Below are 24731 nucleotides of genomic sequence, written 5' to 3' on the forward strand. Positions count from 1 at the left end.
CCGAACGGCATGCGCACGTAGATCGCCTCGTTCCAGCCCTGCCGGTAGGGCGGCCTGCCTCCAGGTAGGCGGTGCGCACGTCGGCGATCGTCTCGCCCGCTAGGGCAGGGCGGCGTCCGTCCTTGTTGCCCTTGGCCTCGGCGGTCCGCAGTCCGTCGTACGTCAGCTCCCGCTGTAGGTCGCGCTGGAGTTAGCTGGCGGCGGCGAGGGTCTGCACCATGAACTTCACGGTGGACAGCAACTCACCGGTGCGCGGGTGGCGTGCGGTGAGGTCCATGCCGGAGAGCGCGCCGTCGTCGATGCGCAGCGCCACCTGGTCGCGGTGCAGGACGTCGAGCACGTCAAGGATGTGCCCGATGCCGCGTACGAGGCGGAACATCTCGGAGAGCCGATCGTCGGTCGGGGCGTCGCTCACCGGTCCCACCCGGACAGCCCCGCTCACGCCCCGTCGAAAGTTCTGACAGCTATGCCGGTTTCCGGTTCCGTTCCTACTGGAACCCCGATTCCTACGTAGGCGCGTGCACGGTGGCCACGGCGCGAAGGGGCGTCGTATCGCGGGTGAGCCGTCACGGCGTGGCGTCGGTGCCGCCCGGGTCGTTGGGGTGGGGATGGAGTGCGGTGACGGTGAACGTCATCCACGGGCCGAGCGGCAGCGTGCCGAGCACCTTCGCGTGGAGTTCCTCCTCGTCGGAGGCCCGCCAGATGCCGATGCTGCGCAGTTCGCCGACCGGGCGCCACAGCCGCGCCAGGTTCCCGGTGACGGCGAGTTCCCGGGCGCGGACGGCTTCGGCAGCGCGCCGCCGGTCGACCTCGTCCTGGCTGGTTCCCTCGGGGACAGTGGTCGTGATCTCGACCAGGAACTCTCGCATGGTCCTGCTCCGCTCGATGGGGTGTCCGGCGGGAACCGGATCGGCGCGACGGTGATCGCGTCCTGTGGTCGTCATCGTCCGCCCGCCACCAGGCCCGACGCCACGACCGGCTTCCTCGCTGCTGATAGGTACAGCCTCCTACCGGACGTAGGATGGCGGGCGTGGAGTTGCGCCAACTGCGGTACTTCGTGGCGGTGGCCGAGGAGCTGAACTTCGGCCGGGCCGCCGAGCGGCTGCTCATCGCCGGCCCGTCCCTGTCCCAGCAGATCAAGGCGCTCGAGCGCGATCTCGGGGTGCGCCTCTTCGACCGTGACCGCCGTTCGGTGTCGCTCACTCCGGCCGGTTCGGCCCTGCTCCCCCACACCCGCGCGCTGCTGGAACGGGCCGACGACCTCCAGCACCGCGCCCGCCGCCTCTCCGGATCGGATCCCGTACGGCTCGGTTACGTCAACTGGCTGCCTGCAGACCTGACCGCCCGCACCTCCGCCGTGGCCCAGCTGCACATCGACGCGTGGATCGCGCCCTCCCACACCCAGGCCGCCCGGGTCGCCGACGGCAGTCTGGATCTCGCCGTGTGCTGGGTGCGGTCCGAGGATCTGGAGCGGCACGGCCTGGAGGCCCGGCTCATCGGCGCCGACCGGCTCTACGCCGTCGCGGCAGGCGACGACACCGGCGAGGTGGCCGCCGAGGACACCGTCGTCCTCCTCGACGACGACACCACCTCGTGGTCCTCCTGGAACACCTACGCCGAGCAGCTGGCGCGGGACACCGGGGCCGACGCGGTACCCATCCTCGACGGCGGCATCACCGGCCCCGCCTTCTTCGACCACGTACGACGCGGCGGCCGCCCGGTCATCAACTCCCCCAAGGGGCAGACCACCCCGCTGCCGCCCGACCTCGTCCAACGCCCGGTCGTCGCGCCGGAGATCTACTGGACCTGGTCCCTGGTGTGGCGAGCCGGCGAGGTCCGTACCGCCGTACTCGCCGTCGTCGACGCCCTCTGCGACGGAGTCGGCGACCTCGGCATCCACGGCCCGGCCGCCTGGCTGCCCAACGGCGACCCGCACAAGCTCTAGCCGACACCGACGCCAAGGCCGACACGAGGCCTCTTCCCGCACGTCATCCCGCCGACCTGCGCTGGAAGCCCAGGCCTACCAGCTGGGAGGAAGCCGGTCCTGGCCGTCACCCCTCTGACCTTTGACTTCTCCTCCTGAGGCCGCCTACCTTCCAAATAGTCGACCGGTTGGCTAGTAGGAAATCGGTCGTGGAACCAGCACCCATACCGGAGAAGGTCATCATGAGCACCCAGCACCAGAAGGTCGCCGTCATCACCGGGGCGTCACAGGGCATCGGCGCCGGACTGGTCGACGCCTACCGCAAGCTCGGCTACGCCGTCGTCGCCACCTCACGCACCATCGCCCCCGCCGACGACGCGGACATCCTGACCGTCCAGGGCGACATCGCCGACCCCGCGACCGCCGAGCGCGTCATCGCCGCCGGCGTGGAGAGGTTCGGCCGCATCGACACCCTGGTCAACAACGCGGGCGTCTTCGTCGCCAAGCCCTTCACGGACTACACCCAGGACGACTACGCCACCGCGACGGGCGTCAACGTCACCGGCTTCTTCCGCATCACCCAGCTGGCCGTGGAGCGCATGCTCGCCCAGGGCGGCGGCCACATCGTCAACATCACCACCAGCCTGGTCGACAACGCCGACGCCAACGTGCCCTCCGTGCTGGCCTCGCTGACCAAGGGCGGCCTGCAGTCCGCCACCAAGTCCCTCGCCATCGAGTACGCCACCCGCGGCATCCGCACCAACGCCGTCGCCCCGGGCACCATCAAGACCCCCATGCACCCCGAGGAGACCCACGCGGCCCTCGCCGCCCTGCACCCGGTCGGGCGGATGGGCGAGCAGAGCGACATCGTCGACGCCGTGATCTACCTGGAGAACGCGCCGTTCGTCACCGGCGAGATCCTCCACGTCGACGGTGGGATGAGCGCGGGTCACTGACGGTCCCATCGGGCCTGCCGGCCCCATCAGTGCCATCAGTCCCACCTGCGAGGAGAACCCGATGAACAGCACCACAGACACCGCGTCGGTCCTGCGCGGCGTCCTCGACCAATGGAAGGCCGCCCTCGACAGCCACGAACCGCAGAAGGTCGCCTCCCTGTTCACCGAGGACGCGATCTTCCAGGGTCTGCACCCCTACAGCGTGGGCCGCCAGGGCATCGCGGACTACTACGAGTCCCAGCCCCTGGGTCTGACGGCCGCGTACCGGATCGTCGAGACCAGACACCTCGCCGACGATCTCGTACTGGGCTATCTGAACGTGGACTTCTCGTTCTCGGACCGGCCCACGCTCACCGTCAGCCTCGGCGTGGTGCTGAAGCGGACGGAGGACGACTGGTACATCAGCCACTACCAGGTCTCGCGCCTCGACTAGGTGCCTCGTCGCCGTCCACCGAGGCGGTCGTGGGTGTTCCGGACGGTCGGGAACCGTCCGGAACACCCACGCAGTACGTCCTCCGCGTCGGCCGCCGAGCCGAGCATCTCGCAGGCGACGATGTTCTCCTTGTCCGTCGGCCTGTCGGCGTGTTCGGTATGAAGACACCGCCGGGGCCGCGAATGTGACACCCACATCGCTGCCGCGCTCAGTGGCCGTGACGGTTCAGGCGGGCGTGGAGCAGGTTGGGGTCGGTGGCGGTGAGGTAGGCGGCGCTGGGCACGTAGACGTCCTTGCCGCGGATCGCCACGGAGGTGGGGTCCTGCAGTCCGTCGGAGGAGTCCAGGACGGTGGTGTGCGTGCCGTCGTCCGCGATGCGCACGACCGTGTCGGGCCCGTTGAGCGCTGCGAGGATCTCGTTGCCCCTGCCGGTGAAGGCGAAGTCGTCGATGCTCTCAAGTCCTGTGGCCCTGACGGTCGGTGTGCTCGCGCGGTGGCCGCCGCGGAGGGGGAAGCTCAGCACGGTGCCCTGGTCGAGGTTGGTCACCCACAGCGCGCCTTCGTGCACGCGTGCGCCATTGGCTCCGAGGAATCCCTGTGCGGCGAGTTCCGGTGCGGTCGACCATGCCGTCGCTCGTCCGCCGTTCACGGGGACCCGCCATACGGTGCCGAGGACTGAATCCGTGATGTAGAAGGCTCGGGAGCGGGGATCGAAGGCGAGGCCGTTGGGCAGGCCGTCGGCGGGGAGGGCGGCTATGCGTTCCGGTGTCTTGCGCCCCGGCTTCAGCCGCCACAGGCCGGTCAGGTCCGCGGTCCCGGTGGCGTAGAGGACGTACAGAGTCCCGTCATCGGTACGGACGAGCCCGGTGGTCAGGGGGAAGCCGAGCACCGGGGTGTGGACGCCGCCGTCGGAGGGAGCCGGCAGGGTTGCCAGGACCTGCGTCGCGCCACCCCGGTCGATGCGCGCCACTTGGCGGGCGGCGGCGAAGGTGACGTCCACGGAGCCGTTCGGTTCGATGACGGCGTTCTCCGGCAGCTGCCCCTGGGCCAGGTCGAAGTGGGTGACGATCCGAGCCTGGGACAGCGGTGCGTTGGCGGCCACCGCCTCCGTCGCCGTGACGACCGTCATGAGGGAAAGGCCAGCCGCAGCGGCGGCAAGAACAGCGCTTTTGAGGTTCTTCTTCATGATTCCTTCTGGTTTTCGGGCATGACAAGGAACGCAGCGACGAAAGTGTTTCTGCGCGGGGCGGTTGAGGCCGGATCAGAAAAGGGTTCTCCGGCGTGAAATCACCTGGGAGCTGGACCCGCTGCCGGAACCGGAGTCCGCGGTGCGGGCACGGAATGCGCGGTGCGGGAAAGAAGGTCGAGCGCGTGGGCGGAGGCCGAGCCGGGCGTCGCGGTGACCATGACGATCCGCTGGTCCGATTCGGCCTGGAGGGTCTGCTGGGTCACCTCGATCGAGCCCACCAACGGATGCCGCATGGTGTAGACCGCGACCGGGCTGGAACGAACGCGGTGGTCGGCCCACAGTGATTCGAATTCATGGCTCTTCAGCAGGAGATGACCGACGAGTGAGGCCATTTTCGGGTCGTCCGGATGACGGCCGGCCGCAAGACGCACCGTTCCGACCACATCGCGTGCCTTCTGCTGCCAGTCGGTGTACAGATCTCGCGTATGGCCGTCGCAGAAAACCAGCTCCGCCATGTTCGGCCGATCCGCGGGTCGGTCCGGGCTCTCCGGGTCGAGATGCCCCGCGAACAGCAGATGTCCCGTCCGGTTCCAGGCCAGGACGTCACAGCGGCGGCCGAGGACGACCACGGGCACATCGGTCAGGGTCGTCACCAACTGACGAACCGACGCCGTCACCTGCTCGGGCGGCACCCTGCGTGGCTTCGCCGGGCGGCGCTGCGCCATGGCGAGATCGTGCAGGTGGAGGCGGTCGGCGTCGTCCAGATCCAGGGCCTGGGCAATCGCGTCGAGGACCTCCGGTGAGGCGTTCGAGGAGTGCCCCTGTTCGAGCCTGGTGTAGTACGAGGAACTCACACCGGCCAGGAGCGCCAGCTCCTCGCGCCGCAGACCGGGCACCCGCCGTCGTTCCCCGTACGTGGGGAGCCCCACGTCGTCCGGCCGCACCTGGGACCGGCGTTTCTGCAGAAACTCCCCGAGGGGCCGCTTTCCGTTCATGGCTCATAGTCTGCGGCGCCGCTTCAGGACCAACCATCCCCTGCCGTGGATAGGCAGGGGGTGGTGAGGCAGGGGGTGGTGAGGCAGCCGCCTCGACCGACGGACTCACGACCGGAGGAGGACAACTGACCATGGCGAGGATCGTCGTACTCGGTGGCGCGCTCGGCGGACTGCAGACAGCGTTGCTTCTCGCTCAGGACGGCCACGAGGTGACCGTCCTGGAACGCGATCCGCAGCCCCCGCCGGCCGACGCGGAACCCGCGTGGTCGCAGTGGCCTCGCCCCGGGATCGCCCAGCTGCGCCAGACGCACCAGCCGCTCGCGCGATGGCTGCAGCTCGCCGAGGCCCATCTCCCGGACCTGGTACGGGAGATGACGGAGGCGGGGGCCGTCCGGATGAACGTGCTGGCGCCCGAGCCGGGCTTTCGTGGTCCGCTGTTGGACGGGGACGAGCGGTTCGACACCCTCGCCGCCCGGCGTTCCCTGCTCGAATCAGCGGTGACTCGCGTCGCCGAGAGGGCGGGCATCCGGATCCTGCGGGGCACTATCTGCCGGGGACTGCGCAGTTCGCCGGGCCCGCGGACCCCGTACGGTGGCGCGTCCGGCGATCGCGTTCCCCAGGTCACCGGAGTGGAGACCGACGCGGGCTTCACGGCGGCCGATCTGGTGGTCGACTGCACCGGGCGCAGGTCCCAACTCCCCTCCTGGCTCCGGGAGATAGGCGTGCCGTGTCCGGTCGACGAGTCCGGCCGGCGCGGCTTCACCTACTACAGCCAGTACTTCCGGTCCGCCGACGGCGCGATGCCGACGGACCGGTTTCCCCTGGTGGTGGAGCACGGATCGCTCGGCCTCCTGCGCATCCCGGCGGACCACGGCACGTATTCGCTCTGTCTCATCGGCCGCAGCGACGACCAGCAGTTGCGGCGGGCGCTGCGGCACGAACGCCCCTGGTCCGCCGCCGTGCGTCTGTTCCCCGGCGCGGACCGCTGGCTCGACGGGCAGCCCGTCACCGACGGCATCCAGATCATGGCCGGCCTCACGGACCGCAAACGGCCCCTGTACGACACCCAACAGCCCCTCGTCACCGGGCTGGTGGCCGTCGGGGACGCCTGGGCCATCACCACGCCGACCGTGGGACGCGGGCTGGCCATGAGCCTGCAGCACAGCCTGCTCCTGCGGGACGCCCTGCGGCGGACCGGCACCGACCACCCCGTCGAACTTGTCACCCAGTTCGCCGAGGCGACCAGGGACAGCCTCGGACGGACCTACGAGCAGACCGCCGCCTACACCCGCCACCGCCTCGCCGAGATGGACGCGCACACGGCCGGGACCCCCTACCGGAACCCGGATTGGAGCCGCGCCAGAGCACTCGCTCTGCTCGCCCGGCGCGACACCGACGCACTGCGCGCGGAACGAGCGGCCGCCCACCTCCTGCCCGGCGCCCGCGAGGCGCTTCGCGCTCCGGCCCTCGCCGACGCGGTCGCCCGGCTTGTCCCCGAGGTGGAGCGGCGCATGCCACCCGGCCCCTCACGGGCAGACCTCCTCAGGGCCGTCGAAGGATGAGGGACCCCTCCGTCCTCACCGGGTCGAGGTCGGCCCTCGTGCGGCCGGGCTTCCCGACAATCCGGTGGCGGCACCGTCCGGCGGCGGTGACCATCACGGCATGGGCATCTTCCTGGAGACCGACCGGCTCGTGCTGCGGCCGTTCTCCGCCGCCGACGTCGACCAGCTGCTCGCGCTGGACGGCGATCCCGACGTCATGCGTTTCATCAACGGTGGCCGGCCGGTGAGCCGCGAGGAGATCCGGACGAAGACCCTGCCGCGGCTCCTCCACGACCACCCCTGCCTCGGGACTCGTGGCTACTGGGCCACCGAGGAGAAGGCCGCCGGGCTGTTCCTGGGCTGGTTCGAGTTCAGGCCGCTGGACGAGGACAGCCCGGCCGTGGTCGAACTCGGCTACCGGCTCAACAAGGCCGCCTGGGGCCACGGTTACGCCACCGAGGGTTCGCGGGCCCTCATCGACAAGGGCTTCACCGACCTCGGAGTCGAGCGGGTCACCGCGAACACCATGACGGTCAACACGGGATCCCGGCGGGTGATGGAGAAGGCGGGACTGTCCTTCGTCCGCACCTTCACCCAGGACTGGCCGGACGCCCTCGCGGGCTCCGAGCACGGCGAGGTCGAGTACGAACTCACCCGGGCCGAGTGGCAGAGACAGCGGTAGGCGGCCGTGGGCCGTGGCGGGGCGGCCGTGGACCACGGCCGCCCACCGCCCGGCTACGGCTTGACGCCCACCCCGGTCCACAGGCTGACCTCGGCGTCCGTCGGCCGGTGCTCCGTGGCAGCGTTGTCATCCTGTGCGTCCGGGCGCCAGCGGTGGCCGACGGTGATGCCGGGGTCGAGGAGGTCGAGGCCGTCGAAGAAGCGGGCGACGTCCTTCTGGGAGCGGAACTGCACGGGGGTACCGGCGCCGGTGTAGATCGCGGTGACCTTCTCCCAGGTGGACGGGTCGAAGTCGGGCGTGCAGTGGCTGAGGGCCAGGGCGCTGCCGGAGGGCAGGGCGTCCAGCAGGCGGCCGACGATCCCGTACGGGCCCTGGGCGTCGGTGACGAAGTGCATGAGGGCGTTCAGGGACAGCGCCACGGGTTGGTCCAGGTCCAGTACCTCGGCCAACTCGGGGGCGTTCAGGAGCGATTCGGGGTCGTTGGCGTCCGCCTCGATGTACGTGGTGCGGCCCTGGGGCGTGCTGCGCATCAGGCGCTCGGCGTACTTGAGGACGAGGGGGTCGTTGTCGGCGTAGACCACCCTGGCCTCGGGGACCACGGTCTGGGCGACCTGGTGGAGGTTCGGCTCGGTGGGGATGCCGGTGCCGATGTCGAGCCACTGGCGGATGCCGTGCTCCCGTGCGAGGACCCTGGTGGCCCGGTGCATGAAGGCCCGGTTCTCGCGGGCGCACACGAAGATGCCGGGGTAGGCCGCCGCGACCGTCTCCGCCGCCTTCTTGTCGATGTCGAAGTGGTCCTTGCCGCCCAGGTAGTAGTCGTACATACGGGCGGAGTGCGGCCTGCTGGTGTCGATGTCCCGCGCGGCCTGGGAGTTGCTCATTCTTGCCCCTTCAGTGGTGTACGTCGGTGTGCCGGGCGGGTCGAAGCCAGGATCGGCCCGGGTTCTTCCCGTTCGTGGTGCGGTTCAGCCGGCCGCCAGGTGATCGGCGAGGCCCTTCTTGACGCCGGCGACGAACGCGGCGATCTCCTGCGGTGTGTAGATCAGCGCGGGACCGGCGGGATCGGTCGACTGCCGCAACGCCACGCGGCCGTCGGCGAGTTGCTTCGTCTCCACGCACTGCCCCCCGTTGGGGCCGCTCCACGGACGTTCCCAGCCCTGCTCGCCGAGTTCCGACGCGGGCATTCCGTTGTACACACTTCCGTCGGTGGTCATGAGTACTCCTTGCGCATGCGGTTCAACAGGGCCTTGCTGTCCGCGGACGAGGTGAGCAAGGACATCCGGTTGTGCGCCTCCAGATGACCGGCGACATCGGAGCGCTGGTCCAGGTACACGGAGGCGGAGAGGATCTCGCTGTAGACGATGTCCGGCAGTTCCCGCTCCTCGAACCGGAAGTAGGTGAAGGGCGCACAGGCGCCGACGTGGGCCCCGGCGGTGAACGGCACGACGTCGACGCTCACATGGTCCAGCTCCGAGACCTCCAGGAGCCGCTCGATCTGCTCCCGCATCACCTCGGCACCGCCCACCATCCGGTGCAGTACGGTCTCCTCCATCACGACCCATAACGTGGGCGCGTCGGGTCTCTCCAGCAGGCCCTGCCGGCGCAGCCGCAGATCGACCCGCCGCCCCAGGTCCTCGTCGCTCTCGTTGGGGAAGCCCCCGCGCAGCACGGCTCGCGCGTAGTCGTACGTCTGCAGCAGCCCGGTGACGTAGTGCGGCTCATAGGTGCGCAGCGTCTTGGCGCCGGTCTCCAGGCTCACGTACGCGCTGAACCAGTCGGGCACCACATCGCGGTACGCGTGCCACCAGCCGGGCTCGTTGGCCCGCTCGGCCAGGGTGACGAACTCGTCGACCTCCTGTTGCGCTGCCCCGTAGGTCTGCAGCAGTTTCTCCACGTAGAGGGTCTTGAGCGCGACCTCCGCCTTCTCCAGCCTGCGGATGGTCAGCGGCTTCACGTGCAGGGCCTTCGCCGCGTCCTCCAGCGACACCCCCGCGGCCTGCCGCAGTTCCTGCAGTCGCTTGCCCAGGATCATGCGGAGAACAGTGGGTGCACTGGTGCCGACGCCCGAACGAGCTTCGCTCACGCCCTACCTCCTGAGGAACTGTCACCAGTAGGAGTCTGACAGTGACTTGCTGATGTCACCAGACGGATACCTCCTTCCTGAAATTATCAGGGAGACGGTTGCAGCGTGAACTGAGCTACCACCATAGTTAGTTCTGTGAGCGATCCCAGCGAACGCGCGCGCACCACCGTCAACACCCGCCACGCCCCGTGGAGTTGGCGAACCCCAGCGTTCGGACCGCAGGCCGCCGGAACACCCCGCCGGACGGACCCGAAGGTCGTGATCCCCAACTCCCCCAGCGCTCCTCCTTGTTGGAAGGCAATCACCGTGTCCCCCCACACGACCCCCTCCCTTCGGCCCTTAGGTTCCACGAGCCCGGACACAGCCCACTGGCTCGAACTCCCGGCACACCGGACCAGCGTCAAGGTCGCCCGCAACACGATGGGCGAGCGGCTCACCGCGTGGCGCCTGCCCGACGAGTTGCGTGCGGACGCCGTACTGCTCGTGTCCGAGCTGGCCACGAACGCCGTACTGCACACGGTCAGTACGCGGATTCTGTGCGGCGTCGGCCTCATGACCGAGGGGAGCCTGCGCCTGGAGGTGCACGACCAGGACCGCACGGGCCGCCTGCTCCCCCGATGCGATCCGGGCCCCGACGACGAGAACGGCCGCGGGCTGCTCCTCGTGCAGCACATAGCCGACACCTGGGGAGTCGACCGCTCCGCGCTCACTGGGGGCAACGCGGTCTGGGCAACCCTGACCGACAAGGTCTGAACCCGCGGCCTGCCCCCTGTCGGAAGCGCGCCCCAAGGTCCGCACAGCCCGCGACATTTCATATGCGGTCAGTAACCACTGTGACGCCTGTGGCTCCTGATCACGCTGTCGGAGTGGTGGCGCGCGCCGAGGCGCCGTGCCCCGCGCCCTGATTTCCCGGCCAATTCCGTGACGTCTTCGCCGGACAACCACTGCTGTGTTGGGAGATGGTGAAGGCAGACGAGAACGGCACCGGAGGAAACGGTGGGCACGATAGAACAGGGGACAGTCGGCACAGGGAACGGCGTGCCGCGTAAACGGGCGAAAGCGGTGCCTGCAATGAGCGCAGCCGGAATTCCCGTGTCCGACGACGACGAGCGGGTCCGCGGGCCGTTACGGCCGAGCGCGCTGCTGGACGTGCTGGGCGTGGCCTCGGTGGTGCTGGACACCGAGGGACGCGTCGTGCTGTGGAGCCCGCAGGCCGAGGAACTGTTCGGCTACACGGCGCAGGAGGCGCTGGGCGAGTACGCGGCCCGGCTGATGGTGCACGAGCAGCACCTCGACCTGGCCGTGAAGCTGTTCACCGACGTCATGGACACCGGTCGCGGCTGGGCCGGCGGTTTTCCCGTCCGGCACAAGGACGGCACGACGCGGCTCGTGGAGTTCCGGAACATGCGGCTCCTGGACGACCGCGGTGGCGTCTACGCCCTGGGGCTCGCGGCCGATCAGTCGACCGTGCACCGCCTCGAACGGGATGTCGCGCTGTCCGTGCAGATGGTCTCGCAGTCCCCCATCGGTCTTGCGGTCCTGGACAGGGACCTGCGGTACGTGTCGGTCAACCCGGCCCTGGAGCGGATCAACGGGATCTCCTCCGCGGAGCACGTCGGCCGGACGATCCGCGAGGCTCTGCCGTTCCTGGACGCCGAGGCCATAGAGTCCGCGGCTCGCCAGGTCCTGGACACTGGTGTCCCACTCCTCGAACAGTCCACGATCGGCCGGACCCCGGCCGATCCGAACGAGGATCACGCCTGGTCGGCCTCGTACTACCGGCTGGAGGACTCCCTCCAGACCGTGCTGGGGGTCGCCGTCTCGGTCGTCGACGTCACCGAACGGCACCGCTCGGCGATCGAGGCGGAGACCGCGCGACGACGCCTCACGGTCATCGCCGACGCCTCGGCCCGTATCGGCACCACGCTGGAGCTGGACCGCACCGCCTGTGAACTGGCCGATGTCGCCGTCCCGGAACTCGCCGACATCGCGTCCGTGGATCTGCTGGAGGCGGTGGTGGAAGGCCGCCGCAGCGACCTCGGCCCCACGGAGCCCACCCTGATCCGCACTCTGGCCGTGCGGACCGATCACGCCGCCACCGACGGCCCCGACGAGGCCGCGCCTCGCGGACAGGTGACCCGGTACGGCTCCGACCGTCTCGTCACCCAGTGCATACGCACGGGCAGCCCGGTCATGGTGTCGCAGGTGAAGGACGACGACCTGCTCCGTATCGCCCAGGATCCCCAGGCTGCCGTGCTCCTGGGCCGGGCGGGCGTCCACTCGTACCTGGCGGTGCCGTTGGTCGCGCGCGGCGAGGTGCTCGGCGCCCTGGATCTCAAGCGGACCCGCAACCCGCTGCCCTTCAGCAACGACGACCTCGTACTGGCCCGGGAGTTGGCCGCCCGTGCGGCCGTGCAGATCGACAACGCCCGCTGGTACCAGAACGCCCGCAACACCGCCGTCGCCCTGCAGCGCAGCCTGCTGCCCAGCCACCCCCGCATGACCACCGGTCTGGAGGTCGCCTCCCGCTACCAGCCCGCGGGGGCGGCCGGTGAGGTGGGCGGCGACTGGTTCGACGTCCTCCCCCTGGACGGCGACAAGACCGCGCTCGTCGTGGGCGACGTGATGGGCAGCGGCATCAACGCGGCGGCGACCATGGGCCGGCTGCGCACCGCGACGAGCACCCTGGCCTCGCTCGACCTCGATCCCGCCCGGCTCCTCGAACACCTCGACAAGACCACCGGGGGCCTGGACGAGTCCATCGCCACCTGTGTGTACGCCGTCTACGACCCCCACCGGCACCAGTGCAGGATCGCCAACGCCGGGCACCTGCCGCCGGCCCGAATCCGCGCGGGGCATCCTCCCGAACTGCTCGACCTGCCCACCGGGGCACCGCTGGGCGTGGGCGGCGTCGCCTTCTCCACGACCACCGTCGATCTCGATCCCGGTGACCAGCTCGTGTTCTACACCGACGGGCTCGTCGAAACGCGCCAGCACGACCTCGACGACCGTCTGAACACGTTCCTGGGCCTCCTCGACGACCCCACGCGCCCCCTGGAGGACGTCTGCGACCTCCTCTTGAGCACCCTGCACCACCCCGACAACCACGACGACGTGGCCCTGCTCATCGCCCGCGCCCAGCCACAGGCGTAAGGATCCCCCACTCGTGACCAGCCTCGCCCAGCTGCGCAGGACGGCGCTTTCGCTCCCCGGGACGGCGGAGCGACCCACCGGCTCCGGCACGAAGTCGTTCACCGTGCGCGACAAGCGGTTCGCCTCGATGAGCGAGGACGACCACGTGCAGCTGCACCTGCCAGCGGGGGAAGCGGACGAGGTCCTTGCCGCGCACCCGACCGCCGAACGGCTGACCCGCGGCGCGACGCCCGTCGGTGTACGGCTCCCGATCCGGGACATCAACGGTCAACAGCTCAACCACTGGGTACGTCGCGCCTGGCTCGCGCACGCGCCCAAGCGACTGGCGGCACAGGCACAGGCCGCGGAGACGGCGGCCGCCGGTGAGGTCGGTGACCTGCCCAGGGCCATCGGAGGTCCCGCCACCCGGGCGCTCTCCCATGCGGGCATCACCACGCTCGCCCAGGTCGCCGAGGTGAGCGAGGCCGAGCTGCTGGCCATGCACGGAGTCGGCCCGAAGGCGGTTCGCCTGCTCGGGGAGGCACTCATCGCGACGGGACACCGCCCCAAGGGCTGACGCGGCGGCTGCCCTCCGGGCAAGGGGCGGTGCGCGGCGAGTACGCGGGCTCAGGGCTCGATGACGAGGCGTTCGACGAGGCCCTCGCGCAGCGTGAACCGGCAGCGCGGATCGACGGTGCCGCCGGGGAAGTCGCCTTCGAGGTGCCGGGCGACGATGAAGTGGTCCGCGTCGGTCTGCCGGGCGCCGGTGAGCCGGACGGTGAAGGTGAATTCGGCGGCGGCCCGGCCCAGCCGTCCCTCGATCGCCGCGGCGCCCTCGTAGGTGTGGCCGTCGTCGACCACCGTGGCGACGCCGGTGAACGCCGTGACCGTGGTGGCGGTGGCGTGGTCGCGGCTCGGTCGCCACCAGGCCGGTGGTCTCGGGTGGGCGCGGCATGCCTCGTCCTCACCTGCCGGACGCCTCAGCTCGTGAACATCGCGGTCCCGTTCACCCACGTCCCGGTGACCGCTCCGGCCCGCTCCGAGGCGAGGAACGCGGCCAGTTCCGCGACCTCCCGCAGCCGCGGCGACGCCGGGAGCATCCGCAGGCCGTCCAGCATGTCGAGGATGCCCCGCAGTGCCTCGGGGCTCGCCATCTCGGGGTTCACGGCTCCGAGCTTCTCCGGTGTCAGGGTCTCCGGCACTCCGGCCACCCACAGCCCGAGCGCCCGTACGCCCTTCGGGCCGAGCTCATGTGCCAGCGCGCGGATCAGCGTGTCGATCGCCGCGTCCGCCGGACACGTACCGCCCATCATCGGACTGGCGTGCGCGGAGCCGCTGTTGAGGGCGAGGATCACGCCGGAGCCCTGCTCCGCCATGCGGCGGCCCGCGGCGCGGGCGGTGATGAAGTTGGTGGTGATACCGGTGGTCACCGGGGCGGTGTAGTCGGCCACCGACATGTCCACCACGGGCGTGCCCTGTACGTCGTTGCGGGTGATGAGGTTGAACGAGATGTCGACCGAGCCCGCCTCCGCCAGCACGGTGTCGGCGTGCTCCTCCACCGACCGCTCGTCGAGCGCGTCGACCACGGCCGTGTGCGCCCGGCCGCCTGCCGCCTCGATGTCCTTTGCCACCGCTTCCAGCTTGGCGGCCGTCCGCCCGGCGAGGAAGACACGGGCTCCCTCGCGGGCGTAGGTGCGGGCGACGGCACCGCCGATGTTCCCGCCGGCGCCGTAGATGATCGCGTTCTTGTCCTGCAGCAGCATGATGGCTCCTGGTCCGCAGCTGTCGTGATCCGAAGATGTCGGCCATACAGACGCACGGCGGGCGCGTCAGTCATCGCTCCTGTTCGGAAATTTTCAGCGGCAGCCCAAAAGCCGGCAGCAGGTGTGGCTCGAACGTGGTGATCTCCGCGATGCGACCGTTCTCGATGCGCAGGACGTCCAGTGTCTGCGCGCGGTAGACGGTCGTCCCCGGCCGCTGGACGTAACCGCCCACCGCCGGGAGCCCGTTGGCCCACGTCGGCAGGTGCCGCCACTTGCCGAAGTACATCGGGGAGGCCGGGTCGAGGGTCTGGCCGACGAAGGCGAGAATCGCCTCGCGTCCGACGAACCAGAACGGGTTCGGCGGCATGGTGAGCTTGGCGTCGGCGGCCAGCAGTTCCGCCATCGCGGTCAGATCGAGCCGCTCGGCCGCCTCCCGGTAGCGCTCGACCACCTCGCGCTCCTCGCGGGTCGGCGCGGCCGCCGGGGCCCATTCCGTACGACGGCCCGCGGGGAGGTGCTCGCGCAGTGCGGGCCGGGCGCGCTGCAGGGCGCTGTTGACGGAGGCAGTGGACAGCTCCAGCAGCCCGGCCGTCTCCGTGGCCGGCAGGCCCACCACGTCCCGCAGGATCAGCACCGCCCGCTGCCTCGGCGGCAGATGCTGCAGCGCGGCGAGGAAGACCAGTTCGACCATCTCCCGCGACAGCGCCTGCGACTCGGGGCCCGCCTCCTCGGCGGGGATGTCGGCGAGCAGCTCGTCGGGGTACGGCTGCAGCCACTCGATCCGTGTCGGCGGTTCGCCCTTGCCGTGCTCCATGCCGGGCAGCCGCTCGTACGGGTGCGGGGTGCGCCGGTGGCGGCGCAGGTGGTCCAGGCAGGTGTTGGTGGCGATGCGGTACAGCCAGGTGCGCATGCCCGCCCGGCCCTCGTACGCCTCCCGGCTCCGCCAGGCCTTCAGGAACGTCTCCTGGACCAGGTCCTCGGCCTCGTCGTACGAGCCGGTCATGCGGTAGCAGTGCACCTGCAGTTCTCGGCGGTACGGCTCCAGGAGGTCGGCGAAGCCGGAGTCGGTGTCGGTCTGCTGCGGCACGACGGAGCCTTTCGGGCGGCGGCTCGGGCTGATGCGCCGTCATTGTGCCAGCCGGGAGGCGCCGCCACGCGGATCGGGCCGTGGTGCCCTCCGCACGTCTCGACGCGCCCGCCGCCTGCCGCGGTCCCACGGAGGCGGCTGAACGCATGGACGGGTACGTCGCCACCGGGGGCGTTGTCAGTGGTGGCAGGCAAGATGACGGGCATGACAACACCAGCTGCAGTGATCGTGGATGCCGCCGCCTACGCGCAGGCGGTCGAGGACGCGGTGAAGGCTTCGGCCGCCTACTACGCGGGCGGCACCTCGGTGCTGGACGACGACTCCTACGACCGGTTGGTGCGCGGTATCGCGGCGTGGGAGGCCGGCCACCCGGACGAGGTGCTGCCCGATTCCCCGACGGGGAAGGTCGCCGGCGGCGCGGTGGAGGGGGATGTGCCGCACACGGTGGCGATGCTGAGCCTGGACAACGTGTTCTCGGCCGAGGACTTCACCGCCTGGACGGCGTCGCTGGCCCGGCGCATCGGCCACGAGGCGGAGCGGTTCAGTGTCGAGCCGAAGCTGGACGGTCTGGCGATCGCGGCCCGCTACACACGCGGGCGTCTGGACCGGTTGATCACCCGGGGCGACGGGACGGCCGGGGAGGACGTGTCGCACGCGATCGGCACCATCGAGGGCCTGCCGCAGGAGCTGGCCGAGCCGGTGACCGTGGAGGTGCGCGGTGAAGTCCTGATGACCACCGCCCAGTTCGAGCACGCCAACGAGGTGCGCACCGCGCACGGCGGGCAGCCGTTCGCGAACCCGCGCGGCGCCTCGGCGGGCACGCTGCGCGCCAAGGAGCGTGCCTACACGGTGCCGATGACGTTCTTCGGCTACGGCCTGCTGCCTCTCGCCGGCACCGGGGCGGAGCTCGCGGAGCGGCTGGGTGAGAGCGCGCACAGCGACCTCATGGTGCGGGCCGCCGGGCTCGGGGTGAACACCACCGCCACGACCGCCGTGCCCGGCGTGACCGCAGAGACGGCCGAGCAGGTACTGGACCGGGTGCGGGAGATCGCCGCGCTGCGGGCCGAGTTGCCGTTCGGGATCGACGGCATCGTCATTAAGGCGGACCTGGCCGCCGACCAACAGGCAGCCGGTTCGGGTTCGCGCGCCCCGCGCTGGGCGATCGCCTACAAACTGCCCGCCGTCGAGAAGATCACCCGGCTGCTGGAGGTGGAGTGGAACGTCGGCCGCACCGGCATCGTCGCCCCGCGCGCGGTGCTGGAGCCCGTGGAGATCGACGGCGCCACCATCACGTACGCCACCCTGCACAACCCGGCCGACATCACCCGCCGCGATCTGCGCCTGGGTGACCACGTCATGGTTCACCGCGCCGGTGACGTCATCCCGCGTATCGAGGCCCCGGTCGCCCATCTGCGCACCGGTGCCGAACAGGCCATCGTCTTCCCCGAGGTGTGCCCGCGCTGCGGGGCCGGCATCGACACCAGCGAACAGCGCTGGCGCTGTGAGAACGGCCGCAACTGCCACCTGGTCGCCGCCCTCTCGTACGCCGCCGGTCGGGACCAGCTCGACATCGAAGGCCTGGGCCACACGCGGGTCGTCCAGCTCGTCGAGGCGGAGCTGGTCAAGGACCTCGCCGACCTGTTCTCCCTCACCCGCGACCAGTTGCTCAGTCTGGAGCGCATGGGCGAGACCAGCACCGACAACCTGCTTGCCGCGCTCGACACAGCCAAGGGGAGACCGCTGTCCCGGGTGCTGTGCGCGCTCGGGGTCCGTGGCACCGGCCGGTCCATGTCCCGGCGTATCGCCCGGTACTTCGCCACGATGGACCACCTTCGCGCGGCCGACGCCGAAACGATGCAGCAGGTCGAGGGCATCGGCACCGAGAAGGCCCCGTCGATCGTCGCCGAACTGGCCGAACTGGCCCCGCTGATCGACAAACTCGCTGCGGCCGGGGTGAACATGACCGAGCCCGGCGCCACCCCGCCCCAGCCGGCCGCGGAGAGCAGCGAGGACAACGGCGAGGGGAGCGTCGAGGCGAAGGGCGAGGAGAGGGGTACGGGCGAGGCGGCCGGTCCGCTCGCGGGGATGACCGTGGTCGTCACCGGTGCGATGACCGGGCCGCTGGAGAAGCTGAGCCGCAACCAGATGAACGAGCTCATCGAACGCGCCGGGGGCCGCTCCTCCTCCAGCGTCTCCAAGAAGACCACTATGGTCGTCGCCGGTGAGGGCGCCGGATCCAAGCGTGCCAAGGCCGAATCCCTCGGCGTCAGGCTGGCCACGCCCGACGAGTTCGCCGCCCTCGTCAACGACTTCGTCGACTGATTCCACCCCCGAGCGGTGGGACCGATGAGTTTCTCCCGCCGAGGTCGTCCTACACCCGATGGGCGTCGACGATCGACGGGCGATCGACGAGGAGGAGATGTTCACCATGGACGGATCGGTACGGCAGGAAGCCTTGGAGAGGCTGGACGTTCTGGCGGGCGAGTGGGTGGTTGAGGCCGACTTTCCCGGCCTGGACACGCCTGCCGCGCGCAGTGTGTTCGAGTGGACCCTGGACGGACGGTTCCTGGTCCAGCGCACCGAGATCCCGGTGGCCGAGGCTCCGGACAGCATGGCGATCATCGCGGCCGACCCGGAGACGGGCGCGTACACACAGCACTACTTCGACTCGCGGGGTGTCGCCCGGTTGTACGCGATGAGCTTTGCCGGCGGTGTATGGCGACTGCTGCGCGAGACGCCGGACTTCTCGCCGCTGGACTTCCGGCAGCGGTTCACCGGACAGGTCAGCGAGGACGGCACCATCATCCGCGGCAGCTGGGAGACTTCGTACGACGACTCGACCACCTGGGAGCACGACTTCACACTCACCTACCGCAGGAGTGGTTGAGATGACGGTCAGCGGATCACCGGGCGAGGACGCACGGGACATCGTCGACGCGAACAGGTACATGGTGCTGGCCACCGCCGACCAGGCGGGGATGCCGTGGAGTTCCCCGGTGTACTTCGCCCATCGGGGACACCGCGAGTTCTTCTGGGTCTCCTCGCCGCAGGCCACTCACTCACGCAACATCGCGGTACGCCCTCAGGTGGGCATCGTGGTCTTCGACTCCTCGGTGGCGATCGCACCGGGCAAGGCGTGTACATGTCCGCCGTCGCTGCCGCGGTGGACGCGGCGGATGCGGAGGAGGCGCTGGCAGTCTTCTCCCGCCGGTCGGTCACGCACGGTGGCCGGGTATGGACGGCGGAGGACATCCAGGACGCGCGAGGCGTATCCGGTGTCGCCCTCTACCGCGCGGTCGCCGATGAGCATTCGGTGCTGGCCAAGGACGGACAGCCGGATCATCGCGTGCCCGTCCGGCTCACCGACTGATCGATTGCGGCAGGTTCAGGGCTCGAACCTGATGCCTGCGGCGACCGGAAGGTGGTCGCTGCCGGTGGCGGGCAGGGTGCGGATGTCGGTGATCACCATCGAGCGGGCCATGACGTGGTCGATCCGGGAGACGGGGAAGGTCGCGGGCCAGCTGAAGGCGAAGTGTCGCCCTGCCGAGTCCATCTGCTCGGTGACCGGGTCCAGCCCGCGGTCGTCCACCGTGCTGTTGAGGTCGCCGAGCAGGAGGACCTTGGTCAGCTTCTCGGCGGCGAGGGCCTCGCCCAGCAGGCCGGCGCTCTCGTCCCGCCAACCGGAACTGAGGCCGTTCCATCGGATGCGGACCGAGGGCAAGTGGGCGACGTACACCGCGATATCGCCCTGCGGCGTGCGTGCCGTGGTCCGCAGGCCGCGGTTCCAGCCTTCCGGGATCCCCTCCGGTTTGATGTCCACCGGCCGGACGTCCGACAGCGGATACCTCGACCAGAGTCCGACGGTTCCTTCGACCGCGTGGTGGGGGTAGTCCGCTGCCAGGGCCGACTCGTAGGCCGGAAGTGCGGAGGGCGTCAGCTCTTCCAGAGCGACGACATCAGGTGCGGCCTCGATCAGGTCGCTCACGGTGCCCTCGGGGTCGCTGTTCTCGTCGCTGACGTTGTGCTGGACCGCCACGATGTCGTGCGCGCCGCGGTCCTCGTCGGCCAGCGCCGACCCGCCGAAGAGGCTCCCCCAGACCGCCACGGGCAACAGCAGGGCCACCAGCGCGAGGGCCGAGCGGCGCAGCAGCGCCAGTACGAGCAGCAACGGAACGGCCAGGCCGAGCCATGGCAGAAACGTCTCCAGCAGGCTGCCGAGGCGGCCCACCGCATTGGGCACGATGGAGTGGAACGCCATCAGCCCAGCGGTCAGCACGGCGAGCGACCCGAGAACCCGCCCGCGCGCCCAGGGCGACCGGCTTCGCGTGTCCTTGCCCCACCGCCACCGTTCAACGGTCCTCAGCCACCGCCGAACCGCCGCGGCCTTCGCCCCCGGCGCCACCCGGCTGTTCGCCTGCTCCCCCACGTCCCACCCATCTGCCCCGGCCCCGTCCCCGCGCCACATCCATGAGCACGACGTGCCCAGTACGACGCGCAGTCCGAAGATCAGGTTCCGGACGGCGAGCAAGGAACTTCAAGGCAGCGACCAGAGCATCCCGTGGACCGAGTCCACTCCCCTGCCTCCAAGGAGGCGATCACACCGGAGCCCCACCGAACCCGATCTCGTTCCCCTCGGGATCGTGATACGTGGCCTTGCGCACACCGTTGCCGTACGTCTCCCGCTTCGTCGGCTCGATTCCCCGGTCGGCCATCCCGGCCACACGGGCGTCGAAGTCATCGACGAAGACGGTGTGCAGGGCATGCCCCGCATGCTCGGGCCGCTGCTCGACGGCCACCGAACGATGCTCCGCGAGCTCCCACACAGCCTCGGTGTCACTCGCAACGTACGTCGGCGGAGTCCCGAACAACCGCTCGTACCAGCCCAACGCCCTCGCGTAGTCACTGACGGGAATCCCTGCAAACAGGTCGACGGCCATTTGGTCATGCTAGTCCGAGGATCCCACTCGGGCCGGGCATCCCGTAGGTGATCGCCTCGCAGCAGGCGGCACTTCGACGCACGAGAATGTGGACGCCCTCCGCCGAACAGATCGACGTGCACGAGACTGTCCTGTGTGAGCGCGCCTCGCTGTTCGTCGGCAGTGTGTCGGCGGGCGTTGACCCGGGAGGAACCGACAGCATGATCATCTTTGGCACCAAGGGATATCTGTACCAGCTCGCGATACTGACGCTGGTGTGCGGGCACTGCGGGAATCCCTCAGCGCACACGCTCAGGAAGCGCGTCACGAAGTTCACGCTGTTCTTCGTGCCGCTGTTCCCGTTCTCTACGAAGTACCAGACGCAGTGCACCTTCTGCGGTGCGGAGCAGAAGGTGACCAAGGAGCAGGCGGAGCAGCTGCAGGCTCAGGGTGCGGGCGGCCAGGGCGGTCAGCCGTACGGGCAGCCGCAGCAGCAGCCGTACCAGTCCTGAATCGGGCCGGGAGCGAGGGCGGAGGCAGGTCGTCGGCCTGGGCGAATGGCGCCCAGGCCGGGTTCAGGTCTGGAGACACCTGGGCCGGACTACCTCGCGGCCCTCAGAGCTGTCGAGTGACGCCCCATCAGGGTGAGGCCCATCAGGTCATCGTCGCGGGGCCGTACGCCCCCGGCGGCAGGCCGAAAGTCCAACCGATCGCGTCGCGGGGTACGGTCTGGTCGGGTGGCACGCGCAGGACATAACGCTTGAAGGAGCCGTCCGGCTCGGGTGTCGAGTTGACCAGATCGACCAGGACGATGTCCTCCTCGTACCGTTCGGTGATACGCCACAGGGTGCCGTACTCGTCGGTGGCGATCTTCTTGGCGTTGGCGCTGTCCAGCAGCCACTCGTATCCCATCCGTTCGGCCATGGCCCGGCGGACCTCGCTGTTGGACTCGGCGAGCCAGTCGGCCGCGCTCAGGTTGCCCTTGATCAGCCTCTCGGACACCGGGATGCCGCGCCATGCGTACAGTTCCGAGCCGTCGCGCCAGGCCACCGCCGGTCCGTCCGCACAGTGCGGGCGCGCTGTGCGAGGCCGCGGCAGGTCCACCTTCAGCCGTGCCGGCCGTTCGACTGCCACGCACAGGCGCTCACTCGGCCACCAACTGCCGCAGGACCGGGCGGTGATGGTCAGCAAATCCATGATCCGCTCGATCGAGCCGGGATAGCGTACGAGTTCCAGTCGGCGGTAGGCGTCGAACCAGCCGAGTTGAGTGGCCCACTGGCCATGCACCCGGGAGAAGTCAGCGACGTTTGAGGGGCCGCCAAGCTCCGAGTAGGGCAACAGGAGATCGTCGTTCTCCTCAAGGTCGTCGAAGCCCGCCCAGCAGTGGTCGCGGATCGCCCAGATCAGCCGGTTCGGGCGTGGCAGCTGCAGTTCGAAAGTCTCCCGTACCCAGCCCGGGGCCTGGAACCGGCCCACCAGTTGGACGTCCCACTCCTCCCATGTGGTCAAGCGCATCGACCTTCTCCACAGCCACACTCCGGGATGCCGTCGCGCGTGAGGATCGTGCCACCACGCCGCCGACAAGGCGCGCAGTGCGCCCCGATGCCATGTGCCCGGCACGCTGTGCAGCCGTTGCGCGAAGGAAGTGTCGAACACGTCGGGCAAGGGCGGATCGTCCGACTGGAGGTAGCCGTCGAGGAGTTCCACCACCGAGTCCATGACCGAACGACCGAAGACGTCCTTCCACGCCCTGGGCGACAGGAACTGATGGAGCCACTCGTGGCGGGGCACGCCGCTCGGGACCGATCGGCAGAGGACGAGGAGCCATGCCACCAGCTGACCGCTCATCGGCGAGTCCACCCACAGGAACGTCGGAGGCGGCAGACCCTGGATCCGGTACAGCTCGGCGACGGCCTCCTCGGTGGCCTCGCGGTCGGCCGGTTCCGTGGACAGCGACCAGGACAGCCACTCATCCATGACGTCCTCCGCCTGGCGCACCTGGCCCGGCGTCAGCGCGCGGGTTCGGCCGAACATCTGTCAGTCCTCCACGAAGACCGCGTTCACATCCGGGTTGTACTCCCGCTGCCGGATCACCTGGTACACACCGCCTGGCAGGATGATCGCCGCGTGCTCCTCGTGGACCAGACGCGCGGACGCCCCGACGATGCGCAGGAACCGCGTCTCGTCATCGTCCCCGGGTGGGGCCAGCAGCTCCGCGTGCGGTTCGGCGATCGCGTGCCGGTGCCCTGTGACCTCCCCGTGGGCCAGCACGACCAACCCGTCCTCACGGGGGACGGGAAGCATCTGAAGAGGTAACTCGTCCACCGCGACAACGAGCACGTCACCCTGACGATAGTGCGTACGACGCATCTTGGTCCCCCCGCCGGGTGGTCCGGATACCGCAGTCGACATCCACGGTATCCGCGCGCTGCAAGCCGTGTCCCGCGTGGAGACCGTCACCTTGGACCGGCCCTGGCAGTGCCGCACGAGATGCGAACCTGTACCGGGAGCGTCCGCTCTCCGGAGAGACCGCCGCAGCGGGAAGGGGGTTGCGTCGACCTCAGCACCGCCGCGGGGGCCCGCCAGTGGTCAGGATCAGGGCAGTGGTCGGATCAGGGCGGTGACGGAGAGCCGTAAGGCATCGGGGCGTGGTGGACATTGCTGGGCATGAACGCGGATGAGCGGAGCGAACGGCTGGAGCAGTTGTTCCGGCAGACCTTCCGCCGGGTGATGGCGTACTGCCTGCGCCGGGCGAGTGAGGCGGCGGCGCACGACGCGGTGGCCGAGGTGTACGCGGTGGCCTGGCGCAAGAGGCGGCAACTGCCCGCCGATGACGAGGAAGCCGTGCTGTGGCTGCTCGGCATCGCACGCCGGGTGCTGGCCAACCAGGCCCGCAGTCAACGGCGTTGGGCGCGGCTGTTGATGCGGGTGGCCGAACGGGCGGAGCCTGATCCGCCGCCCGCCGCCGACCCGTACGGCGCGGAGGACACAGGGGACGCGGGCGACGGCCTCGCAGCGGCCCTCGCGCAGGCCTCGGACACCGACCGGGAACTGCTGCGCCTCGCGTACTGGGACGACCTGTCCCGCAGCGACATCGCGACCGTGCTGGGCATCTCCGTCGGCGCCGTCGACACCCGCCTCCACCGGGCCAGACAGCGGCTGCGTCAACGCCTCGCCGCGGCGAACCCGCACCAGGATCCGTCAAAGGAGAAGGACCATGCTGAGCGATGACGTGCTCGACCGAATGCTCCGCAACAGCGATCCGGATCCCGCCGACTCGGCCACGGACCCCGACTCGCCCACCGCGGAACGGATCCTGGCCCGAGTGCGCCGACGCACCCGGAAGCGGCGCAGGCGCACCCTGATCATGGCTCCGGTGGTGGCACTGGTCGTGGCGGGCGCGACCGCGGGGACGTACGCCTGGGTGGCCGGCGACGGCAAGGGACACACCCTGGATTCGACGGGACTGGTCTGCGTAGGACCCGCCCAGGGGGATGCCGTTGTCGGCTTCGACCCCGGGGCGGACGATCCGGTGGCCGTATGCCGGAAGCAGTGGCCCGAGATGTTCGGCCAACCGGTGCCCGACGCGCTCACCGCATGCGTCGACAGCTCTCTGCAGGGTTCCATCAAGGTCTATCCCGGCGGCAAGGACCAGTGCGCACGCCACCGTGCCGACCCCTACCTCGGGCCGACGCGGGAACAGCTCGGCCTCTCCCGTCTCCGTGCCGACCTCAGGGAACACTTCGCCGATCGCACCTGCATCCCCCACCCCGAGCTACGGAGGGTGCTCGGCGAGCTCTACGCCCGGCACGGCCTCGACGGCTGGAAGGCAGCCCACTTCCAGACGGCCGACAAGGAGCCGGAAGGCCCCTGCGCGGACATCGCCCTCATCGACGAACCGGAACGCGTCATCTGGCTCGGGGATCACAAGGACGGCGCCCCCATCAACTGGCCGTAGCCCGGCACATGCCCCTCCTGTTGCGGCGTCCGGCCCGGAGATCCCGGGCCGGACGCTGTGCGTCATGCAGAC

Annotated in this window: 28 protein-coding genes and 1 pseudogene; 15 read left to right on the forward strand and 14 right to left on the reverse strand. The window is 70.0% G+C overall.

Features of this window, described 5'->3' with window-relative positions:
• Nucleotides 1–190: 190 nt before the first annotated feature.
• Both ACIBEI_RS21655 and ACIBEI_RS21660 read right to left on the reverse strand, forming a co-directional pair.
• Nucleotides 191–415, reverse strand: a complete 225-nt coding sequence (locus tag ACIBEI_RS21655; protein WP_398891119.1) for a hypothetical protein — start codon at nucleotides 413–415, stop codon at nucleotides 191–193.
• A 151-nt stretch (nucleotides 416–566) separates the two neighbouring features.
• Nucleotides 567–869 (reverse strand): muconolactone Delta-isomerase family protein, encoded by a 303-nt coding sequence (locus tag ACIBEI_RS21660; protein ID WP_398891121.1) that lies wholly within the window; start codon nucleotides 867–869, stop codon nucleotides 567–569.
• 152 nt (nucleotides 870–1021) lie between these two features.
• Here ACIBEI_RS21660 and ACIBEI_RS21665 point away from each other — a divergent pair, with 152 nt between their 5' ends.
• The 3 genes from ACIBEI_RS21665 (at nucleotide 1022) to ACIBEI_RS21675 (ending at nucleotide 3313) form a co-directional block, all read left to right on the forward strand.
• The gene (locus ACIBEI_RS21665) at nucleotides 1022–1945 is read left to right on the forward strand and encodes a LysR family transcriptional regulator (protein WP_398891123.1); all 924 of its coding nucleotides are present in this window, start codon (nucleotides 1022–1024) and stop codon (nucleotides 1943–1945) included.
• 221 nt (nucleotides 1946–2166) lie between these two features.
• Complete coding sequence (locus ACIBEI_RS21670; protein WP_398891125.1) at nucleotides 2167–2880, forward strand: SDR family NAD(P)-dependent oxidoreductase; 714 nt, start codon at nucleotides 2167–2169, stop codon at nucleotides 2878–2880.
• A gap of 61 nt (nucleotides 2881–2941) precedes the next feature.
• A complete protein-coding gene (locus tag ACIBEI_RS21675; protein ID WP_398891127.1) occupies nucleotides 2942–3313 on the forward strand; it encodes an SgcJ/EcaC family oxidoreductase in 372 nt (123 codons plus the stop codon).
• 208 nt (nucleotides 3314–3521) lie between these two features.
• Here ACIBEI_RS21675 and ACIBEI_RS21680 read toward each other — a convergent pair whose 3' ends face one another.
• The gene (locus ACIBEI_RS21680) at nucleotides 3522–4442 is read right to left on the reverse strand and encodes an SMP-30/gluconolactonase/LRE family protein (RefSeq protein WP_398891130.1); all 921 of its coding nucleotides are present in this window, start codon (nucleotides 4440–4442) and stop codon (nucleotides 3522–3524) included.
• A gap of 158 nt (nucleotides 4443–4600) precedes the next feature.
• Nucleotides 4601–5497 carry a helix-turn-helix domain-containing protein gene (locus ACIBEI_RS21685; RefSeq protein WP_398891132.1) on the reverse strand — a complete coding sequence of 299 codons (897 nt, stop codon included), beginning with the start codon at nucleotides 5495–5497 and terminating at the stop codon, nucleotides 4601–4603.
• Nucleotides 5498–5628: 131 nt separating this feature from the next.
• Between ACIBEI_RS21685 and ACIBEI_RS21690 the strand changes: the two genes are divergently transcribed.
• On the forward strand, nucleotides 5629–7059 hold the full coding sequence (locus tag ACIBEI_RS21690) for a hypothetical protein (RefSeq protein ID WP_398891134.1): 1431 nt from the start codon (nucleotides 5629–5631) through the stop codon (nucleotides 7057–7059).
• 100 nt (nucleotides 7060–7159) lie between these two features.
• Nucleotides 7160–7720, forward strand: coding sequence for a GNAT family N-acetyltransferase (locus ACIBEI_RS21695; protein WP_398891136.1), 561 nt, complete (start codon nucleotides 7160–7162; stop codon nucleotides 7718–7720).
• A gap of 53 nt (nucleotides 7721–7773) precedes the next feature.
• Here the strand turns inward: ACIBEI_RS21695 and ACIBEI_RS21700 are convergent, their stop codons facing one another.
• From ACIBEI_RS21700 to ACIBEI_RS21710, 3 genes are all read right to left on the reverse strand, one after another.
• Nucleotides 7774–8601, reverse strand: coding sequence for an SAM-dependent methyltransferase (locus ACIBEI_RS21700; protein ID WP_398891138.1), 828 nt, complete (start codon nucleotides 8599–8601; stop codon nucleotides 7774–7776).
• A gap of 84 nt (nucleotides 8602–8685) precedes the next feature.
• Nucleotides 8686–8934, reverse strand: coding sequence for a DUF397 domain-containing protein (locus ACIBEI_RS21705; protein ID WP_398891140.1), 249 nt, complete (start codon nucleotides 8932–8934; stop codon nucleotides 8686–8688).
• A complete protein-coding gene (locus ACIBEI_RS21710) occupies nucleotides 8931–9803 on the reverse strand; it encodes a helix-turn-helix domain-containing protein (protein WP_398891142.1) in 873 nt (290 codons plus the stop codon). Before ACIBEI_RS21710 ends, ACIBEI_RS21705 begins: the two co-directional genes overlap by 4 nt.
• Nucleotides 9804–10109: 306 nt before the next feature.
• On the opposite strand from ACIBEI_RS21710, the gene ACIBEI_RS21715 reads away from it, so the two are divergent.
• The 3 genes from ACIBEI_RS21715 to ACIBEI_RS21725 all read left to right on the forward strand — a co-directional run bounded on the left by ACIBEI_RS21715 (nucleotide 10110) and on the right by ACIBEI_RS21725 (nucleotide 13512).
• A complete protein-coding gene (locus tag ACIBEI_RS21715; RefSeq protein ID WP_398891144.1) occupies nucleotides 10110–10556 on the forward strand; it encodes an ATP-binding protein in 447 nt (148 codons plus the stop codon).
• A 318-nt stretch (nucleotides 10557–10874) separates the two neighbouring features.
• Nucleotides 10875–12956 carry a SpoIIE family protein phosphatase gene (locus ACIBEI_RS21720; RefSeq protein WP_398891146.1) on the forward strand — a complete coding sequence of 694 codons (2082 nt, stop codon included), beginning with the start codon at nucleotides 10875–10877 and terminating at the stop codon, nucleotides 12954–12956.
• A 13-nt stretch (nucleotides 12957–12969) separates the two neighbouring features.
• Nucleotides 12970–13512: a hypothetical protein gene (locus tag ACIBEI_RS21725; protein WP_398891148.1), complete on the forward strand. Its 543-nt coding sequence runs from the start codon at nucleotides 12970–12972 to the stop codon at nucleotides 13510–13512.
• 50 nt (nucleotides 13513–13562) lie between these two features.
• Here the strand turns inward: ACIBEI_RS21725 and ACIBEI_RS21730 are convergent, their stop codons facing one another.
• The 3 genes from ACIBEI_RS21730 to ACIBEI_RS21740 all read right to left on the reverse strand — a co-directional run bounded on the left by ACIBEI_RS21730 (nucleotide 13563) and on the right by ACIBEI_RS21740 (nucleotide 15785).
• The gene (locus ACIBEI_RS21730; RefSeq protein WP_398891150.1) at nucleotides 13563–13949 is read right to left on the reverse strand and encodes a nuclear transport factor 2 family protein; all 387 of its coding nucleotides are present in this window, start codon (nucleotides 13947–13949) and stop codon (nucleotides 13563–13565) included.
• Nucleotides 13916–14698, reverse strand: coding sequence for an SDR family NAD(P)-dependent oxidoreductase (locus ACIBEI_RS21735; protein WP_398891152.1), 783 nt, complete (start codon nucleotides 14696–14698; stop codon nucleotides 13916–13918). The genes ACIBEI_RS21730 and ACIBEI_RS21735 overlap by 34 nt, the downstream gene beginning before the upstream one ends.
• Nucleotides 14699–14768: 70 nt before the next feature.
• On the reverse strand, nucleotides 14769–15785 hold the full coding sequence (locus tag ACIBEI_RS21740) for a sigma-70 family RNA polymerase sigma factor (RefSeq protein WP_398891154.1): 1017 nt from the start codon (nucleotides 15783–15785) through the stop codon (nucleotides 14769–14771).
• A 204-nt stretch (nucleotides 15786–15989) separates the two neighbouring features.
• Here ACIBEI_RS21740 and ligA point away from each other — a divergent pair, with 204 nt between their 5' ends.
• The 4 genes and pseudogenes from ligA to ACIBEI_RS21760 all read left to right on the forward strand — a co-directional run bounded on the left by ligA (nucleotide 15990) and on the right by ACIBEI_RS21760 (nucleotide 19155).
• Complete coding sequence (ligA, locus tag ACIBEI_RS21745; RefSeq protein ID WP_398891156.1) at nucleotides 15990–18107, forward strand: NAD-dependent DNA ligase LigA; 2118 nt, start codon at nucleotides 15990–15992, stop codon at nucleotides 18105–18107.
• Nucleotides 18108–18165: 58 nt separating this feature from the next.
• On the forward strand, nucleotides 18166–18672 hold the full coding sequence (locus ACIBEI_RS21750; protein WP_398891158.1) for a hypothetical protein: 507 nt from the start codon (nucleotides 18166–18168) through the stop codon (nucleotides 18670–18672).
• Between the two features lies 1 nt (nucleotide 18673).
• Nucleotides 18674–18883, forward strand: a pseudogene (locus ACIBEI_RS21755) (pyridoxamine 5'-phosphate oxidase family protein); the annotation flags it as partial.
• Between the two features lie 44 nt (nucleotides 18884–18927).
• Nucleotides 18928–19155: a hypothetical protein gene (locus tag ACIBEI_RS21760; protein ID WP_398891160.1), complete on the forward strand. Its 228-nt coding sequence runs from the start codon at nucleotides 18928–18930 to the stop codon at nucleotides 19153–19155.
• 15 nt (nucleotides 19156–19170) lie between these two features.
• Here ACIBEI_RS21760 and ACIBEI_RS21765 read toward each other — a convergent pair whose 3' ends face one another.
• The gene (locus ACIBEI_RS21765; RefSeq protein WP_398891412.1) at nucleotides 19171–20043 is read right to left on the reverse strand and encodes an endonuclease/exonuclease/phosphatase family protein; all 873 of its coding nucleotides are present in this window, start codon (nucleotides 20041–20043) and stop codon (nucleotides 19171–19173) included.
• 337 nt (nucleotides 20044–20380) lie between these two features.
• The gene (locus ACIBEI_RS21770; protein ID WP_398891162.1) at nucleotides 20381–20722 is read right to left on the reverse strand and encodes a VOC family protein; all 342 of its coding nucleotides are present in this window, start codon (nucleotides 20720–20722) and stop codon (nucleotides 20381–20383) included.
• A gap of 200 nt (nucleotides 20723–20922) precedes the next feature.
• Here ACIBEI_RS21770 and ACIBEI_RS21775 point away from each other — a divergent pair, with 200 nt between their 5' ends.
• Entirely contained in the window at nucleotides 20923–21213 is a 291-nt protein-coding gene (locus ACIBEI_RS21775; RefSeq protein WP_189841982.1) for a zinc-ribbon domain-containing protein, read from the forward strand.
• A gap of 142 nt (nucleotides 21214–21355) precedes the next feature.
• Here the strand turns inward: ACIBEI_RS21775 and ACIBEI_RS21780 are convergent, their stop codons facing one another.
• Together ACIBEI_RS21780 and ACIBEI_RS21785 are read right to left on the reverse strand one after the other, a co-directional pair.
• Nucleotides 21356–22735: a DUF6745 domain-containing protein gene (locus ACIBEI_RS21780; protein WP_398891165.1), complete on the reverse strand. Its 1380-nt coding sequence runs from the start codon at nucleotides 22733–22735 to the stop codon at nucleotides 21356–21358.
• Nucleotides 22736–22738: 3 nt separating this feature from the next.
• Nucleotides 22739–23071 carry a hypothetical protein gene (locus ACIBEI_RS21785; protein WP_398891167.1) on the reverse strand — a complete coding sequence of 111 codons (333 nt, stop codon included), beginning with the start codon at nucleotides 23069–23071 and terminating at the stop codon, nucleotides 22739–22741.
• Nucleotides 23072–23368: 297 nt separating this feature from the next.
• Between ACIBEI_RS21785 and ACIBEI_RS21790 the strand changes: the two genes are divergently transcribed.
• Nucleotides 23369–23932 (forward strand): RNA polymerase sigma factor, encoded by a 564-nt coding sequence (locus ACIBEI_RS21790; protein ID WP_398891169.1) that lies wholly within the window; start codon nucleotides 23369–23371, stop codon nucleotides 23930–23932.
• Entirely contained in the window at nucleotides 23919–24659 is a 741-nt protein-coding gene (locus tag ACIBEI_RS21795) for a hypothetical protein (RefSeq protein WP_398891171.1), read from the forward strand. Before ACIBEI_RS21790 ends, ACIBEI_RS21795 begins: the two co-directional genes overlap by 14 nt.
• The last annotated feature ends 72 nt before the right edge of the window (nucleotides 24660–24731 follow it).

The organism is Streptomyces sp. NPDC050988 (genome assembly GCF_044456225.1).
Taxonomy (GTDB): Bacteria; Actinomycetota; Actinomycetes; order Streptomycetales; family Streptomycetaceae; genus Streptomyces.

What these genes read in the sequence shown, in the direction of transcription:
- ACIBEI_RS21660 (WP_398891121.1), bottom strand. Translation starts at nt 869, where the DNA reads ATGCGAGAGTTCCTGGTCGAGATCACGACCACTGTCCCCGAGGGAACC.
- ACIBEI_RS21665 (WP_398891123.1), top strand. Translation starts at nt 1,022, where the DNA reads ATGGCGGGCGTGGAGTTGCGCCAACTGCGGTACTTCGTGGCGGTGGCC.
- ACIBEI_RS21670 (WP_398891125.1), top strand. Translation starts at nt 2,167, where the DNA reads ATGAGCACCCAGCACCAGAAGGTCGCCGTCATCACCGGGGCGTCACAG.
- ACIBEI_RS21675 (WP_398891127.1), top strand. Translation starts at nt 2,942, where the DNA reads ATGAACAGCACCACAGACACCGCGTCGGTCCTGCGCGGCGTCCTCGAC.
- ACIBEI_RS21680 (WP_398891130.1), bottom strand. Translation starts at nt 4,442, where the DNA reads ATGACGGTCGTCACGGCGACGGAGGCGGTGGCCGCCAACGCACCGCTG.
- ACIBEI_RS21685 (WP_398891132.1), bottom strand. Translation starts at nt 5,497, where the DNA reads ATGAACGGAAAGCGGCCCCTCGGGGAGTTTCTGCAGAAACGCCGGTCC.
- ACIBEI_RS21690 (WP_398891134.1), top strand. Translation starts at nt 5,629, where the DNA reads ATGGCGAGGATCGTCGTACTCGGTGGCGCGCTCGGCGGACTGCAGACA.
- ACIBEI_RS21695 (WP_398891136.1), top strand. Translation starts at nt 7,160, where the DNA reads ATGGGCATCTTCCTGGAGACCGACCGGCTCGTGCTGCGGCCGTTCTCC.
- ACIBEI_RS21700 (WP_398891138.1), bottom strand. Translation starts at nt 8,601, where the DNA reads ATGAGCAACTCCCAGGCCGCGCGGGACATCGACACCAGCAGGCCGCAC.
- ACIBEI_RS21705 (WP_398891140.1), bottom strand. Translation starts at nt 8,934, where the DNA reads ATGACCACCGACGGAAGTGTGTACAACGGAATGCCCGCGTCGGAACTC.
- ACIBEI_RS21720 (WP_398891146.1), top strand. Translation starts at nt 10,875, where the DNA reads ATGAGCGCAGCCGGAATTCCCGTGTCCGACGACGACGAGCGGGTCCGC.
- ACIBEI_RS21735 (WP_398891152.1), bottom strand. Translation starts at nt 14,698, where the DNA reads ATGCTGCTGCAGGACAAGAACGCGATCATCTACGGCGCCGGCGGGAAC.
- ligA (WP_398891156.1), top strand. Translation starts at nt 15,990, where the DNA reads ATGACAACACCAGCTGCAGTGATCGTGGATGCCGCCGCCTACGCGCAG.
- ACIBEI_RS21750 (WP_398891158.1), top strand. Translation starts at nt 18,166, where the DNA reads ATGGGCGTCGACGATCGACGGGCGATCGACGAGGAGGAGATGTTCACC.
- ACIBEI_RS21760 (WP_398891160.1), top strand. Translation starts at nt 18,928, where the DNA reads ATGTCCGCCGTCGCTGCCGCGGTGGACGCGGCGGATGCGGAGGAGGCG.
- ACIBEI_RS21765 (WP_398891412.1), bottom strand. Translation starts at nt 20,043, where the DNA reads ATGGCGTTCCACTCCATCGTGCCCAATGCGGTGGGCCGCCTCGGCAGC.
- ACIBEI_RS21770 (WP_398891162.1), bottom strand. Translation starts at nt 20,722, where the DNA reads ATGGCCGTCGACCTGTTTGCAGGGATTCCCGTCAGTGACTACGCGAGG.
- ACIBEI_RS21775 (WP_189841982.1), top strand. Translation starts at nt 20,923, where the DNA reads ATGATCATCTTTGGCACCAAGGGATATCTGTACCAGCTCGCGATACTG.
- ACIBEI_RS21780 (WP_398891165.1), bottom strand. Translation starts at nt 22,735, where the DNA reads ATGTTCGGCCGAACCCGCGCGCTGACGCCGGGCCAGGTGCGCCAGGCG.
- ACIBEI_RS21785 (WP_398891167.1), bottom strand. Translation starts at nt 23,071, where the DNA reads ATGCGTCGTACGCACTATCGTCAGGGTGACGTGCTCGTTGTCGCGGTG.
- ACIBEI_RS21790 (WP_398891169.1), top strand. Translation starts at nt 23,369, where the DNA reads ATGAACGCGGATGAGCGGAGCGAACGGCTGGAGCAGTTGTTCCGGCAG.
- ACIBEI_RS21795 (WP_398891171.1), top strand. Translation starts at nt 23,919, where the DNA reads ATGCTGAGCGATGACGTGCTCGACCGAATGCTCCGCAACAGCGATCCG.